This is a genomic window from Mesorhizobium subarcticum, from assembly GCF_055456085.1.
Window position 1 is genome coordinate 4,094,581 of record NZ_CM144237.1, and the last position, 16,058, is coordinate 4,110,638.

At 64.0% G+C, this 16,058-nt stretch carries 13 protein-coding genes; 3 read left to right on the forward strand and 10 right to left on the reverse strand.

Translation table 11 applies throughout. The annotated features are described in order from the left end of the window. Positions 1 to 137: 137 nt before the first annotated feature. From ACZYHG_RS20015 to ACZYHG_RS20035, 5 genes are read right to left on the reverse strand one after another with little or no spacing between them, the layout of a single operon-like run. Complete coding sequence (locus tag ACZYHG_RS20015; protein ID WP_464610041.1) at positions 138 to 2,600, reverse strand: GcvT family protein; 2,463 nt, start codon at positions 2,598 to 2,600, stop codon at positions 138 to 140. Continuing rightward, positions 2,597 to 3,778 carry a pyridoxal phosphate-dependent aminotransferase gene (locus ACZYHG_RS20020; protein WP_464610042.1) on the reverse strand — a complete coding sequence of 394 codons (1,182 nt, stop codon included), beginning with the start codon at positions 3,776 to 3,778 and terminating at the stop codon, positions 2,597 to 2,599. Before ACZYHG_RS20020 ends, ACZYHG_RS20015 begins: the two co-directional genes overlap by 4 nt. Then, on the reverse strand, positions 3,771 to 4,676 hold the full coding sequence (locus tag ACZYHG_RS20025; protein WP_464610043.1) for a homocysteine S-methyltransferase family protein: 906 nt from the start codon (positions 4,674 to 4,676) through the stop codon (positions 3,771 to 3,773). Before ACZYHG_RS20025 ends, ACZYHG_RS20020 begins: the two co-directional genes overlap by 8 nt. After that, complete coding sequence (locus tag ACZYHG_RS20030) at positions 4,673 to 7,126, reverse strand: GcvT family protein (RefSeq protein WP_464610044.1); 2,454 nt, start codon at positions 7,124 to 7,126, stop codon at positions 4,673 to 4,675. The genes ACZYHG_RS20025 and ACZYHG_RS20030 overlap by 4 nt, the downstream gene beginning before the upstream one ends. Before the next feature lie 21 nt (positions 7,127 to 7,147). Continuing rightward, entirely contained in the window at positions 7,148 to 7,690 is a 543-nt protein-coding gene (locus ACZYHG_RS20035) for a helix-turn-helix domain-containing protein (RefSeq protein ID WP_464614744.1), read from the reverse strand. A gap of 225 nt (positions 7,691 to 7,915) precedes the next feature. Between ACZYHG_RS20035 and ACZYHG_RS20040 the strand changes: the two genes are divergently transcribed. Further along, a complete protein-coding gene (locus ACZYHG_RS20040) occupies positions 7,916 to 8,620 on the forward strand; it encodes a nitroreductase (protein WP_464610045.1) in 705 nt (234 codons plus the stop codon). A gap of 27 nt (positions 8,621 to 8,647) precedes the next feature. Here the strand turns inward: ACZYHG_RS20040 and ACZYHG_RS20045 are convergent, their stop codons facing one another. Both ACZYHG_RS20045 and ACZYHG_RS20050 read right to left on the reverse strand, forming a co-directional pair. Then, positions 8,648 to 10,090, reverse strand: coding sequence for an MFS transporter (locus ACZYHG_RS20045; protein ID WP_464610046.1), 1,443 nt, complete (start codon positions 10,088 to 10,090; stop codon positions 8,648 to 8,650). Positions 10,091 to 10,258: 168 nt separating this feature from the next. After that, entirely contained in the window at positions 10,259 to 11,155 is an 897-nt protein-coding gene (locus ACZYHG_RS20050) for a LysR family transcriptional regulator (RefSeq protein WP_464610047.1), read from the reverse strand. Between the two features lie 164 nt (positions 11,156 to 11,319). Between ACZYHG_RS20050 and ACZYHG_RS20055 the strand changes: the two genes are divergently transcribed. Both ACZYHG_RS20055 and ACZYHG_RS20060 read left to right on the forward strand, forming a co-directional pair. Further along, positions 11,320 to 11,754 (forward strand): DMT family transporter, encoded by a 435-nt coding sequence (locus ACZYHG_RS20055; protein ID WP_464610048.1) that lies wholly within the window; start codon positions 11,320 to 11,322, stop codon positions 11,752 to 11,754. Continuing rightward, a complete protein-coding gene (locus ACZYHG_RS20060; protein WP_464610049.1) occupies positions 11,751 to 12,161 on the forward strand; it encodes a VOC family protein in 411 nt (136 codons plus the stop codon). The genes ACZYHG_RS20055 and ACZYHG_RS20060 overlap by 4 nt, the downstream gene beginning before the upstream one ends. Before the next feature lie 21 nt (positions 12,162 to 12,182). Here the strand turns inward: ACZYHG_RS20060 and ACZYHG_RS20065 are convergent, their stop codons facing one another. The 3 genes from ACZYHG_RS20065 to ACZYHG_RS20075 are packed head-to-tail and all read right to left on the reverse strand — an operon-like array spanning position 12,183 to position 16,049. Then, complete coding sequence (locus ACZYHG_RS20065; RefSeq protein WP_464610050.1) at positions 12,183 to 12,770, reverse strand: sarcosine oxidase subunit gamma; 588 nt, start codon at positions 12,768 to 12,770, stop codon at positions 12,183 to 12,185. Beyond that, positions 12,763 to 15,756, reverse strand: a complete 2,994-nt coding sequence (locus tag ACZYHG_RS20070; RefSeq protein WP_464610051.1) for a sarcosine oxidase subunit alpha — start codon at positions 15,754 to 15,756, stop codon at positions 12,763 to 12,765. Before ACZYHG_RS20070 ends, ACZYHG_RS20065 begins: the two co-directional genes overlap by 8 nt. Beyond that, entirely contained in the window at positions 15,753 to 16,049 is a 297-nt protein-coding gene (locus ACZYHG_RS20075) for a sarcosine oxidase subunit delta (protein ID WP_464610052.1), read from the reverse strand. The genes ACZYHG_RS20070 and ACZYHG_RS20075 overlap by 4 nt, the downstream gene beginning before the upstream one ends. Positions 16,050 to 16,058 lie beyond the last annotated feature (9 nt).

Sequence of the window (16,058 nt, forward strand, 5' to 3'; positions counted from 1 at the left end):
GCCCCGTTTACGGGGAGAAGATGGCGGCAGCCAGATGAGGGGCAGCGCTAACGTTTGCCTTATTCTGAGGCGCTGGCGCCGCCCCTCATCCGCCCTTCGGGCACCTTCTCCGCGTAAACGGGGAGAAGAAGAGGGCGCTACATCTTCACCCGCTCGGCCTTCGGATCGTACATCGGCTTCAGCGACGCCTCCGCCGCGAAACGCTCGCCGGCGATTTCGATCTCGTAGGACGAGGCCAGCACATCCGCCTCGCTCTCGCCCTGGCACGGCACATAGCCCAGCCCGATCGCGCCACCGAGATGGTGGCCGTAATTGCCTGAGGTGATCGGGCCGACGATCTTGCCGTCGCGCAGGATCGCTTCGTTGTGGAAGAGCAGGGGCTGCGGATCTTTCAGGCGGAATTGCACAAGCCGGCGGCTCAATCCAGCCTCCTTCTTCTTCAGCACCGCATCGCGGCCGATGAAGTCGCCCTTGGCCGTCTTCACCGCAAAGCCGAGGCCGGCTTCCAGCACATTGTCCTCGTCGGTGATGTCGTGGCCGAAATGCCGGAAGGCTTTTTCGATGCGGCAGGAATCCAGCGTATGCAAGCCGCAGAGTTTCAGGCCGACGTCAATGCCGGCCTCGTCGATCGCCTCGAAGACATGGGCTGCCTGATCGGTCGAGACATAGAGCTCCCAGCCGAGTTCGCCGACATAGGTGACGCGGTGGGCGCGGGCGAGACCCATGCCGATCTCGATCTCCTGGAACGTGCCGAACGGGTTGTTCTCGTTGGAGAAGTCGTTGGGGCTGACCTTCTGGATCAGCTTTCGCGCATCCGGGCCCATCAGGCAAAGCACGCTTTCGGCCGCAGTGACGTCGGTGACGACAACGAACTCCTCGCCGACATGCCGGCGCAGCCAGGCGAGATCGCGCTGCAGCGTGGCGCCCGGTACGACGAGGAAGTAGGCCGTGTCCGAGAGCCTGGACACGGTGAGGTCGCTCTCTATGCCGCCGCGCTGGTTGAGCATCTGCGTGTAGACGATCTTGCCCGGCGCCACGTCCATATCGTTGGCGCACAGTTTCTGCAGGAAGGCGCAGGCGTCGCGGCCCTCGACGCGGATCTTGCCGAACGAGGTCATGTCGAACAGGCCGACCTTGTTGCGGACCGCCAGATGTTCCTCGCGCTGGTTGTCGAACCAGTTCTGTCGCTTCCAGGAATAGCGGTATTCGCGCTCCTGTCCTTCGCGAGCGAACCAGTTGGCGCGCTCCCAGCCGGCGACCTCGCCGAATACGGCGCCGCGCGCCTTCAGATGCTCATGCAGAGGCGAGCGGCGGACATTCCTCGACGTTGCCATCTGTCGGTAGGGGAAATGGTCGGCGTAGAGCAGGCCGAGCGTTTCCGAGACGCGCTCCTTGAGATAACGGCGGTTCTTCTGGAACGGCTGGGCGCGACGGATGTCGACTTCCCACAGGTCGAAGGGCGCTTCGCCATCGTTGATCCATTGCGCCAGCGCCATGCCCGCGCCGCCGGAGGAGACGATGCCGATCGAATTGTAGCCGGTTGCCATCCAGTAGCCACGGAGTTCCGGCGCCTCGCCGAGGTAGTAGCGGTCGTCTGGGGTAAAACTTTCGGGTCCATTGAAGAAAGTATGGATGCCGGCGGTGGCCAGCATCGGCATGCGGTTGACGCCCATTTCGAGGATAGGCTCGAAATGATCCATATCCTCCGGCAATTGATCGAAGCAGAAATCCTCGCGGATGCCGTCCATGCCCCACGGCTTGGCCACCGGCTCGAAGGCGCCGAGCATCATCTTGCCGGCGTCTTCCTTGTAGTAGGCGCACTCGTCCGGCACGCGCAGCACCGGCAGCCGGCCGAGACCGGCGATCGGCTCGGTGACGAGATAAAAATGCTCGCAGGCATGCAGCGGGATGGTGACACCGTTCTGTGCGCCGAGTTCACGCGCCCACATGCCGGCGCAGTTGACGACGATGTCGGCCTCGATCGTGCCTTGGTCTTCGCCCTGTGCCCAGGACACGCCGGTGACGCGGCCGGCCTTGGTGTGAACCTTCGTCACCTTCACATTCTCGACGATGGTGGCGCCGCGCAGGCGGGCGCCCTTGGCCAGCGCCATGGCGATGTTGGCTGGGTCGCACTGGCCGTCGAGCGGCAGGTGCACGGCGCCGACGACGTCGGACACGTTGAGATGTGGATACATCTGCTTGACTTCATTGGGCGAAATCTCGCGGACATCGACATCGAACGCACGCGCCAGCGACGCCTGCCGGTAGATTTCGTGCTTGCGCTCCTCGGTCAGCGCCACCGTGATCGAGCCGACCTGGCGCATGCCGGTGCCGACTTCGGTCTCGGCTTCCAGCTTGACGTAGAGGTCGGCCGAATATTTCGCCAGCCGCGTCATGTTCTGCGAGCCGCGCAACTGGCCGATCAGGCCGGCGGCGTGCCATGTCGTGCCCGAGGTCAACTGCTTGCGTTCCAGCAGCACGATGTCGGTCCAGCCGAGCTTGGCCAGGTGATACGCGACTGAACAGCCGGAGACACCGCCGCCGATGATGACGGCCCTCGCTTTGGTAGGAATGGCTTTGGTGGGGATGGTCTTGGTCATGCGGCCTCGCGGCGATAGGTGGAAGCAAAACGGCGCAGCCGAAGTGCTGCTTCTTGCAGCACGGGCTCCGGCTGGCAGAGGCTGATGCGGATGTGGCCGGCGGCGGCTTCGCCGAAGCTGGAGCCGGGCATCACGCCGACATTCTCCCTGTCGAGGAAGGCAAAGGCGAATTTCTCGTCGTCGGGTTCGACCGCAGATATGTCGAGCATGACATACATGCCGCCCTCGGAGCCGTGCACGCTGACATCGTTCATGCCGCGCACGGCATCGAGAAAGACGGTACGGCGTGCCGCGTAGCGCTCGGCGATGTCCTTCACGCCATAATGGTTCTCCAGCGCCTCGGCGCAGGCGACCGAGATGAAGGCCGGCAAGCCGTAGGTCGTCACCAGATTGAGATTGATGAGCAGTGTGATCATCGCTTCGGGGCCGGTCAGCCAGCCCATGCGCCAGCCGGTCATGCCGTGGCTCTTGGACATGGAATTGATGACAAGCGTGCGCTCGGCCATGCCGGGCAGCGAGCGTGGCGAGACATGCTCGCCGCCGCCCAGCGTCCAGTAGACCTCGTCTGACAGCAGCCAGAGGTCATGCTCGCGGCAGATTTCGGCGAGCTGTTCCAGATGCTCGCGCGAATAGACGGCACCGGTCGGGTTGTTCGGCGTGTTGATCAGGATGGCGCGTGTGTTGGGCTTGAGTGCGGCGCGGATCATGTCGGCGTGCGGCTGGAAGCCATCCTCGGCCGGCGTCTCGACGACGGTGAAACTGGCACCTGCAGCGCTGAACGTGTTGGGGTAGGTGGCGTAATAGGGGGCAACGACGATGGCGTGGTCGCCCTGGTCGAGCACGGCCTGCACTGCCGCGTAAAGGGCGGCCTGGCCGCCCGGCGTGGCGATGACCTGATCCGGTGTCGTCTCGACGCCGGTGCAGGCGCTGGAGGCTGCCGCCATCGCCTGGCGCAGGCGCGGCAGGCCGGGCAGCGGGGTGTAATGGTGATTGCTGCCGCGAACCGCGGCCACGCAGGCCTCGATCGTTTGCGAAGGCGTGTCGAAATCATGGTCGCCGACCGACAGCATGATGATGTCCTCGCCAGCCGCCTTGCGGGCCCAGGCGGCGGAATGGACTTCCCAGCCATCCTTGCCCGACGGGACGATGCCGGAAATGCGCGACGATGGTCTAGGCATGCAAAACTCCCGTAATTTCGTAACCATCCTGCTGCAGTCGATCGCGCAGCGCGGCAATGTGCGGCGGTCCGACTTCGCAGCAGCCGCCGACGATGTCGGCACCTGCCTCCACCCAGCCGATCGCCTGCTCGGCGTAGGCGTCCGGGCCTAGATCGTGACGGGCATGCAGCACATCGACGGTGCCGCCGTGCTTGAGCGCCTCCGTGGAGGTGAAGCCATTGGCATAGGCGCCGACCGGGCCGCCAAGATCGATCAGTTCAGGCAAGGCGGCGGCGATCGCTTCCGGCCGGCAGCAATTGAGCAGCCGCGCCGCTATCGGCAAGCCATCAAGCGCGCTGGCCGCGGCGGCTATTGTTTCGCCGCTGCGCAGCCGTGGCGCACCGTGATCGGCGAGCGTCCACGACACCCAGACGGGCTTGCCACTCTCCGAAGCCGCGGTGACGGCCGCGCGCGCTTCATCGGCCGAGGCCATGGTCTCGCACAGGAAGAGATCGACCCCATCCGCCTGCTCGGCAACGATGCGGCGATAGATGTCGAGCGTCTCCTGGTAGGAAATGGTCAACGTCGGCGCGTAGCTGCCGAAGAGTGGCGACAGGCAGCCAGCGATCGCGGCATCGCCGGCTTGCTCGCAGGCTTGCCGGGCAAGCTCGATGCCACGCTTCTGCAACGGCTTGAACAGGTCCTCGGCGCCCTCGCGCGCCAGGCGCTCGGGTGTCGCCGAATAGGTGTTGATGGTGATGACGCGAGCGCCGGCGCGGATGAATTCGGCATGCAGGCCGCGCACCAGATCCGGCTCGTCGATCAGCACCCGGGCCGACCACAACGGCGTCGGCTCGGACTTGCTGCGGCGGACCAGTTCCTGGCCCATGCCTCCATCGGTGAGGATGACTTTCTTCATGCTCTCAGTCTTTCGTTCTTCGGATCCCACAAAGGTTCGTCGTTCTGCACGATTGCCTTGAAACGGTCGCCGAAGATTTCGACCTCGACGGAGGTGCCGGGCTCGCTCAAATCGACGCGCAGCATGCCGAGCGCGATCGACTTGTCGATGCGATGACCCCAGCCGCCTGACGTTGTCTCGCCAACGATCTGGCCGCCATGCCACAGCGTCGACATGTAGGGCGCGTCGCAATCGCCGGGGTTTTCGACGACCAGCGTGACGAAGCGCTTCTTCACGCCCTGCTGCTTTTCGTTCTGCAGTGCGGCCTTGCCGCGGAAATCGGGCTTCTCCCATTTGACGAAGCGCTCGAGCCCGCCCTGCAGGATGGAATAGTCGGTCGAGAGATCACCCTTCCAGGTACGGTAGCCCTTCTCCAGCCTGAGCGAATCCAGCGCGTACATGCCGAACGGCTTCAGGCCATGCTTCTGCCCGGCCGCCCAGATGGCGTCGAAGATAGCGGCAGTGTCCTCGATCTTGGTGTGGATTTCCCAACCGAGTTCGCCGGCGAAGGAAACGCGAACGAGCTTCGCCCAGCGATCGGCTATCTCGGTTTCCTGATGCGTCAGCCAAGGCAGGGTGAGGTCGGCACCGCAGACATCGGCGAGGATTTTTCGCGAGTTGGGGCCGGCGAGGATCTGGGTGGAATAGTCCTCGGTGCGGTCGGTCAGCGAGAATGCCGCATCCGCAGGCATGCGTGACTTCAGCCATTCGAAATCATGCCATTGCGCCACCGCCGCGGTGATCAGCGTCATCTGATCCTCGCCATGGCGCACGACGGACATTTCGGTAACGATGCGGCCCTTGTCGTCGGCGAAATAGATGAGGCCGATGCGGCCGGGCTTCGGCACCAGCCCGGTGACCTGCAGGCTCAGCCATTCGGCGGCGCCGGGGCCTTCGAGATTGAAGCGCGAGAAGCCGGGCAGGTCGAGAATGCCGGCGGCGTCGCGGACGGCCAGACATTCCTGGCGCACACGGTGCTGCCAGGGCCCGTCCCGGCGGAAGGTCAGCGTGGCTTCCTCGGAGACATCGTCGCCGGGCTGCGCGTACCAGGTGGCGCGCTCCCAGCCATTATAGGCGTCGAAGCGGCCGCCGAGCGCCTTGGTGCGATCGTGGATCGGCGACAGTTTGCGGTCACGCCCTTCCGGCCAGGCATGGCGGGGAAACTGGATGGCGTATTCATTGCCGTAGATCTCCAGGCCCTTGGCGACGCAATAGTCCGGCGCCGAGGCAAAGGACGTGAAGCGGCGTGGATCGCACGACCACATGTCCCATTCGGTCTGGCCTTGCGTCACCCATTCGGCCAGCACCTTGCCGGCGCCGCCGCCCTGGGCGATGCCGAAGGTGAAGACGCAGGCCTCGAAGGCGTTGGGCACACCTGGCATCGGACCGATCAACGGATTGCCGTCCGGCGCATAAGGGATCGGGCCATTGATGACCTTGGAGAGGCCGGCGGTGCTGAGGATCGGCACGCGGGCCACGGCGTCGGCCAGATAATGTTCAAGACGATCGAGATCGTCGGGGAAGAGCTGGAAGGAAAAGTCCTCCGGCATCGGATCGCCAGGGGTGGCCCAATGCGCGCGGCAATTGCGCTCATAGGGGCCAAGATTCATGCCGGCCTTTTCCTGGCGCAGGTAGTAGGAGGTGTCGACATCACGCAGCAGCGGCAGCTTCTTGCCCTGTTCCTTCGACCAGGCGGCGAGTTCGGGGATTTCCTCGAACAGGATGTATTGGTGGCTCATCACCATCATCGGCACCTCGCGGCCGAACATCCGGCCCACTTCAGCGGCGCGGTAGCCGGCGGCGTTGACGACGATTTCGCAGCGGATCTCGCCCTGCGGCGTGGCGACCACCCATTCGTCCTTTTCACGGCGCACGCCAGTCACCGGGCAGAAGCGGATGATTTTCGCACCCAAGTCGCGCGCGCCCTTGGCCAGCGCCTGGGTGAGCTGGGCCGGGTCGATGTCGCCGTCGCTCGGGTCGTAGAGCGCGCCTTCCAGGTCGTGCGTTTCGATGAAGGGATAGCGACGCTTGATCTCGTCGACGCCGACCACGTCGATGTCCATGCCCTGGTAGCGGCCCATGCCCTTGGCGCGCTGGAACTCCTGCATGCGCTCCCAGGAGTGGGCGAGCCGCAGCGAACCGGTGACGTGGTAGTTCATGGGATAGTCGACTTCGGCGCCCAGGCCGCGATAAAGCTCGGTCGAATAGCGCTGCATGTTCATCAGCGACCATGACGAGGAGAAGGTCGGCACATTGCCGGCGGCATGCCAGGTCGAGCCTGAGGTGAGCTCGTTCTTTTCCAAAAGCACGCAGTCGGTCCAGCCCGCCTTGGCGAGATGATAGAGCGAGGAGGTGCCGACAACGCCACCTCCGATGATCACCACGTGCGCCGTGCTCGGCAAACCCGCCATATCGTTCTCCCAATCTGAAACTTAATACACCGGTGGTGAAACCACCCAGATGATGACTGCCGGCTCGGTGCCGGGATTGCGCCAGCGGTAAGGCTTGCCTTCGAAGCGGAAGGAATCTCCTTCGCCGAGCCGGTGCCAGATACCAGCGATCTCGATCTCGAAAATACCCGAGGCGATATAGCCGGCTTCCTCGGTCGGCCGCAGCTGCTCGGTCTTCATCTCCGCGCCTGCCGCAAAGATCGAGCGCACCATCTCGAAGCTACCTCCAAGATCGGGCGACAGGAGTTCTTCCACCAGGCCGGTTTCGCTGGTGCCCAGCGTGCGGCGCCTGCCGGCGCGCACCACCACGCCACGCTCGCTCTCGATCGGCACGTCATGGCTGAAGAACAGGCTGATCGGCACGCCGAACAGTTCGGCGAAGGCCCTGAGGTCGCTGAGCGATGGCGTCGACAGGCCGCGCTCGACCTGGCTTACCCAGCCGACCGAGCGGCCGAGTTTCAGCGCGATCTCGGCCAGCGTCAGCCCGCGCGCCCGGCGCAGCGCCCTGATATCGCCGGCAAGCACCCGTTCGTCAGGTCCCTGCAATGTTCGTGCGGTAGTGGAGGACAAAACGGTCACTTCGTGAAAATTTCCGGCCTAATTTCATGAGAGGTCAAGCTCGTGAAAAAATCAAGTGGATTTTCACCGATGCTCAAGATTTGCTTGCAGGATTTTGATGGTTCATGCAAAGGCTCCGCCTTGACCGGCGAGTGGGGACGTCCGATCGACACAAAGGCTAAGGGACGGCCCATGCTGGAAAAGAAGGCTCGAATCGCTGACGATGCCGAGATCGTCGACGAGGCGATCATGTCGCGCCGTTCGGTGCGCGCATTTCTGCCCGACATGATCGACGACGCGACGATCCGCGACATTCTGGCGGTTGCGGCGCGCGCTCCGTCCGGCACCAACATGCAGCCATGGCGGGTCTACGTCACCAAGGGCGAGACCAAGCAACAGATCACGGATGCTGTTCTGAATTCCGGTATCCGGGCTGAAAAGGCCGACTGGGATGAATACAAATATTATCCGACCCAGTTCTTCGAACCGTATCTCACCCGCCGCCGTGCCAATGGCTTTGGTCTCTATGGCGCGCTCGGCATCGGCCGCCGGGAGGTCGACAAGATGCGCGCCCAGCACGACCGTAACTTCGTCTTCTTCGACGCGCCGGTTGGCATGATCTTCACCATCGACCGCCGCCTCAACCAGGGCTCGTGGATCGACTACGGCATGTTCCTGCAGAACATCATGGTCGCGGCGCGGGGCAGGGGCCTGCACACTTGCCCGCAGGCGGCCTTCGCGCCGTATCACCGGCAGATCCGGCCGGTGCTCAACATTCCCGACGAGGAGATCGTCGTTTGCGGCATGGCGCTTGGCTATGAAGACACGTCGAAGCCGGAGAACGCCTTCCGCACCGACCGTGTGCCGCTGGAAGAGTGGGTGACGTTCAGCGAATAAGCCAGACGAACAGGCCGACTTGCCGGCCTAGTCCATGTTGATCTGCGCGCCGTGGCCGCTGACATGGGCGCCGTCCTGCGGCGTCAGCTTGAGATAGGCTAGCAGCGCGCAGAGCGTGATGACGCCCTCGATTGCGAACAGGATGCGGAAGTCGCTGGTCACGGCCGGCCCACCACCGGCCAGGAACGAAAGCATCGCCGCAGCGAGGCCGACGCTGATCGCCACCGCCAGTTGCCAAAGGATATAATAGAGCGCGCTGAAGCGGGCGAGCTGTTCCGGCGCGATGTCGGAATAGGCGAGGTTGCCGGTCGAAGCCCATTGTATGGAACGGAAAACACCGAAAACGAAGATATAGCCAAGCACGATCCAGATCGGCGTGGTCGCCTGCATCAAGGCAAAACCGGCAACCATGGCGGCTACGAACGGCGTGTTGAAGACCAGCACGCGGCGGAAGCCGAAGCGGTTGAGGACGCGCGGCATGAAGAAGCGCATGACCACCGAGCCAAGCGCGGCAACGAAGGTCAGCGATCCCGCCTGCACGGCGCTCAAGCCAAAGCCGAGCTGGAACATCAGCGGCAGCAGGAAGGCGACGGAGCTGAGGCCGATCGTGTCCAGCCCGCCGCCGGTGAGGAACGAGATGCGGAAGGTGCGGATGCGCAGCAGCTTGAGGTCGAGCAGGGGATTGGGCACGCGCAGGCAGTAGAGCGAAGCAATCGACAGGATGATGACGGCTATTGCCAGTTCACCGGCGACCATGCCGCCGGCGGCGTCTTTGGCCGCAAGCGAATCCATGCCGAAGACCAGCAGCACCATGCCGCTGCCAACCAGCACGAAGCCGGGAAAATCGAAGCGCGTGCGCACGGGCTTGGTCACAGTCGGGAACAGCGAGGCGGCAAGAATTGCCGCCGCCAGCGCGAACGGCACATTGATGAAGAAGATCCAGCGCCAGGAAATGTAGGTAGTCAGCGCGCCGCCGACGAGCGGGCCGACCAGCGGGCCGGTCTGGCTGGCCACCGAAATATACATGTTGACCTTCAGCGTGCGGTTGCGCGGAAAGGTCGACAGGATCACGACCTGGCCAAGCGTGCCCATCAGGGCACCGCCGAAGCCTTGCAGGGCGCGGGCACCAACCAGCATCCAGATATCGGTGGACAGCCCGCACAGCGCCGACGAGGCGGCAAACACCAGCAAGGCAAAGCAGTAGACGTTGCGCAGACCGAAGCGGTCAGCGGCCCAGCCGCCGAGCGGCATCGAAATGATCAGGCTGGCGACATAGACGGTGATCAGCAAGCCGAGCTGGCTGGGTGGACGGCCAAGGCTTTGGCCGATGCCAGGCAGCGCCGTCACCACGACATTCTGGTCGAGGCTGGTCATGAACACACCACAGGCGACGGTCAGCGGCAGCAGGAGCAAGGCTCTGGCCGACACATCGGCGCGATCCGTGGCGCCGGCGGATAGTTCTGCGGTCATGGGGATGTTCGAACCAAACGAATGTGCCGACTCTAAAGACGGGATTTTTACACCCCTTGGGCCGGTTTCGTGGCCACATTTTGCCATGATGGGCGCCTGTGGCGGGATTCTCTAGCGGCAGAATAGCTTGGCGTTGATGCCAGAACGCTTTTTGCGCCGCTCGACTGTTCAACCGTCAAGCAGATGCTGAAGCTGCGACAGCAGCCATTGGTGCGCCGGGTCGCCATCGCGTCGCTTGTGCCAGATCTGCGTGAACTGAAAGGCCGGAATTTCGAAAGGTGGAGCGAAGACGCAAAGCCCATCGCCGGGCGGCGGCAGTATGCGGCTGGCGACGGTAAGCACTAGGTCGGTGCCGGCGATCACGCGCGGCGCCACGCCCCAATGCGGGATGGTGAGGCAGAGCCGCCGCTTGTGGCCCAATTCGGCCAGGGCCTTGTCGACCTCGCTCTGACGCTCGGGCCGCAAATCGACCAGCGCGTGCGGCCGCTCCAGATAGGTAGCAAGATCCATCGTCTGTCCGCCACCAAGGCTTGCCGCGTCGGCGAGGCAGGCAAAGCGCTCATCGAACAGCCGATGCGAGCGCACGGATCGATCCAGGCCGGGAAAGACGCCAAAGGCCAGATCGATCTCGCCGTCCACGATTTGCGAAACCATCACCTCGCGGCTCGCCTGGCTGACCACGAGATCGACATGCGGCGCCCGCGTCCGCAAGAGCGGCAACAGGTCAGGCAGGAGGACCGCAGAGCCATAGTCCGACATGGCGAGCCGAAACGTCCGGCGCTCCGTCGCAGGGTCGAAGCCGGCCGGTGCCAGAAGGTGCCGCATGCGATCGAGCGCCTCGGTGAGCGCCGGAGCGATTTCCATGGCGCGCGCCGTCGGCTCGAGGCCACCTTGCCGCCTGACCAGCAGCGGGTCATCGAGAAGGTGGCGCAGCCTGGCAAGCGCATGGCTGACGGCGGGCTGGCTTCTGTTCAGCCGGATTGCCGCCCGCGAGACGTGGCGTTCGGTCAGCAAGGCCTCCAGGACAACGAGCAGGTTCAGATCGATACCAGCGAGATTATTCATTGCATGCATACTGCGTGTATGAAGATGGAATTTCCATACGAAAAGCTGATGAGCTAATTCGTCATGACCGATATGGAGACAATCTCATGCCCAGCGCCTTTTCCTTTTTGGTCGCCGCCTTGCTGGCGGGGGCCGCCGTCCCTTTCCAGGCTGGGGCGAACGCCATGCTTGGCCGCCTGCTCGGTCATCCGCTCTGGGCAACCTTTGTTTCGCTGGGGGTCAGCGTCGTGCTGATCGTCCCGGTCATGATCGCCTTCAGGGCGCCGGTTCCAGCCGTCGGGGCGGCACTGAAAGGCCCGTGGTGGATCTGGATCGGCGGCGCGGCCGGCGTGGTCGACATCACCGCCGCACTGCTTCTGGCGCCGAAGCTCGGCGCAGCGAGCTTTATCGTCGCCGTCATTGCAGGCCAGATCATGGCGTCGCTGGTCATCGATCATTTCGCCTTGATGAGCTTTGCTCATCGACCGGTAAACGTCGCTCGTTTCGCCGGACTTGCGTTCATCATCGCCGGGCTCGTCGTGACGCAATGGGCAAGCACGACTGCGCCGCAGCCGGCCCAATCCGACTTGAATCCGGCCCAGAATGGAGACAGCAAATGACACCTCATCTCATCTTGCGCGTGGCGCGGCCGACGAACGATCTCGCCGCGGTCATCCGCTTCTACCGGGACGGCCTCGGTCTTGAGGAACTGTTTCGCTTCAATGAGCATGAGGGCTTCGACGGTGTCATGCTCGGGCGGCCCGGTGACGCCTATCATTTCGAATTCACCCACGCGCATGGCCACGATGCCGGCAGGGCACCTACAGCAGACAATCTGGTCGTCTTCTACATGCCGGATCGCGACGCCTGGGAGGCAGCCATCCAGCGCATGAAGCAACACGGCTATGCCACGGTGCCGTCCTTCAATCCCTATTGGGACAGGCAGGGCGTCACCTTCGAGGATTGCGACGGCTATCGCGTTGTGCTGCAGAACGCAGACTGGCACGCGGTCGCGCAGCAATCATAGTCGGCACCGGGCGAGGTGGGCTTACTGCACCTCGTAGCCGACTTCCTCGCTGGCATGGCAAAGCGCTTTCCAGAACGAGCGTGCGAACGAACGGAAGACATAAATGTCGAACTGGTCGGAGCCTGTACGCTGAATCTGGGCGAAGACGTCGTGATGGGTGGTCGAGCGGCCGGCGCCGATGGGGAAGGCCGGCAACGCGAAGTCGATGGCAAAGAATTTAGCCAGCACCCATTCGGCCTTCGGTCCGGCAATGTGGATGGCGGTGCGGCCATGCGAAAGGTCGGTCACGGTGCCGATGGCCGGCGTCACCACCTTGGCGAAGGCTGCGGCCAACCCTTCGGCTTCGTCAGCCACGGTGAATTTTCCCGGCGCGAAGCCGAACACCGACTTCGCCCCGTCGCTCAGGCCGCCGCCGGCGCCATCGGGCAGCGCAAGGCCGGTGACGGTGCGGATGGCTGCGATCAGCGTCTTCTCCTCGCCCGGCCAGGCGGCGACCTGGACGATCGAGCCCGGCCTGGTTTCGGTGAGAAGAATCTCGACGCCATGCTCGAAATTGCCATGCGAGCCGACGTGGAACTCCGGCTCCAGCGGTGATTGGCGCTCAACCATGCATGCGGGTCCCTTCCGGATCGTAGAAATGGTTGGAGACGATCTCGACCGGCCCGAAGCGGTTGCGCAGCGGATCGGAGACGTGGGCGCGGGTGCCGTGCCGTGCCTTGCCGCCCTCGACCAGCGCCAGCGCTATGTGCTTGCCCAGCGCCGGCGAATAGCAGCAGGCAGTGATGTGGCCGATCGAATCATGCGGATTGGCCTCGTCCAACGCCTCGACAATGTGCGCGCCGCCATTGAGCGGCCGGTTGTCGAGCGCGATCAGGCCGACCAGTTCCAGCCGGTCGGATGCGATCAGGCCTTCGCGATCCATCATTGCCGAGCCGATGAACGGCTTTTTCTTCGACAGCATCCAGTCGAGATGCAGGTCGCGCGCCGTGGTGCGCCCGTCGATCTCGGCGCCGGTGACATGGCCCTTCTCGATGCGCATCGTGCCCAGCGCCTCGAGCCCGTAGGTGACCAGCCCGAACGGCTTGCCGGCTTCCACAAGCGCTTCCCAGACATGGGTGCCATGGCCGGCGCCGGAATAGACCTCGAAGGCCATCTCACCGGAAAACGACAGCCGGCAAATCATCACCGGAACGCCTGCTATCTCACCACGCACAATGCCCATGAAGGGCAAGGTGGCGTTGTCGACGGCAGTGCCAATGACGCAAGCAGCCAGGATCTGCCGGGCTTTCGGCCCGCCGATCGCGGCACCCGCCCATTCGTCGGTCACCGAAGTGACATGGACTTTCAACTCCGGCCAGATCACTTCGAGGAAATATTCCAGATGCTGCATCACCTTGCCGGCATTGGCGGTGGTGGTGGTCATCAGGAAATCCTGCTCGCCGAGCCGCCAGGTGGTGCCGTCATCGAAGGCAAGGCCGTCCTCGCGCAGCATCAACCCGTAACGTGCCTTGCCGACGGCGAGCGTCGAGAACATGTTGGTGTATACACGGTCGAGGAACGCGGCTGCGTCCGGGCCTTGCACGGCAATCTTGCCCAGCGTCGAGACATCGACAATGCCGGCGCTTTCGCGCGTCGCTTTGGCCTCGCGGACATAGGCCTGCTCGATGGTTTCACCTGAATGCCCGTAGATCATCGGCCGATACCAAAGGCCGGCGGAATACATGGTCGCGCCATTGGCGAGGTGCCAGTCGTGCATCGGCGTCAGCCGTTCGGGCTTAAGGTCGCCAAAACGCTCCGCCGCCAGCGAGCCGATCGACACCGGCGCGAAAGGCGGGCGGAAGCGCGTCGTGCCGACCTCGGGAATCGGCTTGCCCAGGGCTTCGGCCATGATGGCAAGGCCGGGGACGTTAGAGCTCTTGCCCTGGTCGGTCGCCATGCCAAGCGTGGTGTAGCGCTTCAGATGCTCGACCGAAACAAAGCCTTCGCGGTGCGCCAGCCGCACATCCTCGGCCGTCACGTCATGCTGGAAATCTACAAAGCTCTTGCCCTTGGCCCTGATTTCGAAGACAGGCGCCGGATCGGGATCGCCCGGGACTGCCTCGACTGTTGGCAGCGCTGCCGGCGTGCTCGTCCCGCCAGCCGCGGAAAGTCCGGCGGCGCGGCCTTCGGCGATAGCTTCGGCCGTCGAAAAACTGCCAGTGAAGGCGCCAGCGCCGATCCAGTGATGCGTTGTCTTTGGCGGCAGGAAAGCTTGCCGTGCAGCACTCCATTCCGCCTTGGCGCCGGCCTGGCTGGCGAGATGGATGGTCGGCGACCAGCCGCCCGACATCAGCAGGCAGTCGGCATGGATGCTGCGTTCATCGCCGCTCAGCGTACCGGTGACCATGTCGAAACGCTGGACCTTGACGCCGGAGACCGCCTTGCCGCCCTCGGTGGCGATGACCGCGTGGCCGGCCAACAGTTCGGCTTCGGCCTCCGTCGCCAGTTTGCGCATTTCGGCTGACGGCTCGGACCTGACATCGGCGATGGCGACGATTGCCGCACCGGCCTTCTTCAAGGCGACTGCCGCGCGATAGGCGCTGTCATTGTTGGTGAACAGCGCGATCCGCTCGCCCGGCAGCACGCCGAACTCGTTGGCGTAGCGTTTCGCCGCATGCGCCAGCATCACGCCTGGCCTGTCATTGCCCGGAAAGACCAGCGGCCGCTCGAAGGCGCCTGTGGCCAGCACCACGGATCTGGCGCGGATCGCCCAGTAGCGATGGCGCGGCTCGCCCTTGGCGGGCTGTTCCTTGTGATCGCTGACCCGTTCGAGTGCTGCAAGCGTGTTGTTGTCGTAGTAACCCCAGACCGTGGTGCGCGGCAAAAGCCGGACATTGTCGCGGCCTTCAAGCTGGGCGACGGTGCGGCGCGCCCAATCGGCGGCCGGCGCGCCATCGATGGTTTCATCGGACCAGTTGGTCGAACCACCGAAACGCGGTTCGAGATCGGCCAGCATGACGCGGGCGCCCTGATCGGCTGCCGCCTTGGCGGCCATCAGGCCGGCCGGACCGGAGCCCACCACCAGCACGTCGCAAAAGGCGTTCATGCGCTCGTAGCGGGCCGGGTCTTTTGCCGATCCGGCGCTGCCGAGGCCGGCGGCGCGGCGGATGAAATGCTCGCAAAACATCCAGAAACGTGTGCCCTTCAGCGGACCGATCACCGGCCCCATAAAGGTCTTGTAATAGAAGCCGGCCGACAGGATCTTGCCGCCGAGCTGGTTGATGGCATTGATGTCCCAGGCCAGCGAGGGGAAGCGGTTCTGGCTGATGGCCACCAGCCCGTCATGGATCTCGACCATGGTTGCCGGGATGTTGGGCTCGCGCACCTCGCCCTTCAGCACTGTCACCAGCGCATTGGGCTCTTCGACGCCAGCGGTGAGCACGCCGCGCGGGCGGTGGTATTTGAACGAGCGCCCGAAAAGGGTGATACCCTTGGCCAGCAGTGCGGACGCCAGCGTGTCGCCGGCATGGCCGGTATAGGCAACGCCATCAAAGGTGAAGCGGATCGTCTTCAGCCGGTCGACGCGGCCACCGCTTTCGGTGCGGCGCGGGCTCATGCCTTGTCCTCCGCCTTGCGGCGCTCGGTTGAGCTATGGTCGCCGCGCACGAAAGCGACACTGGAAATCTCATGCGTCAGCGTGTTGCGCACGACCCTGAGATGCGCGCGGCAACCGCCGGAATGCTGCCAGATCTCGTTATGGTCGCCGGCCGGGTTCAGCCGGTCATAGACATAGGCGTTCCAAGCCTCGAAATTCTGCGAGGCAGGGTCGGGACGCTCACGATTGCCATCACCCTGATAGGTGAACTCGATGACGTCGCGCGGGCCGCAATAGGGGCAAGTGATGAGCACAGGATGTTC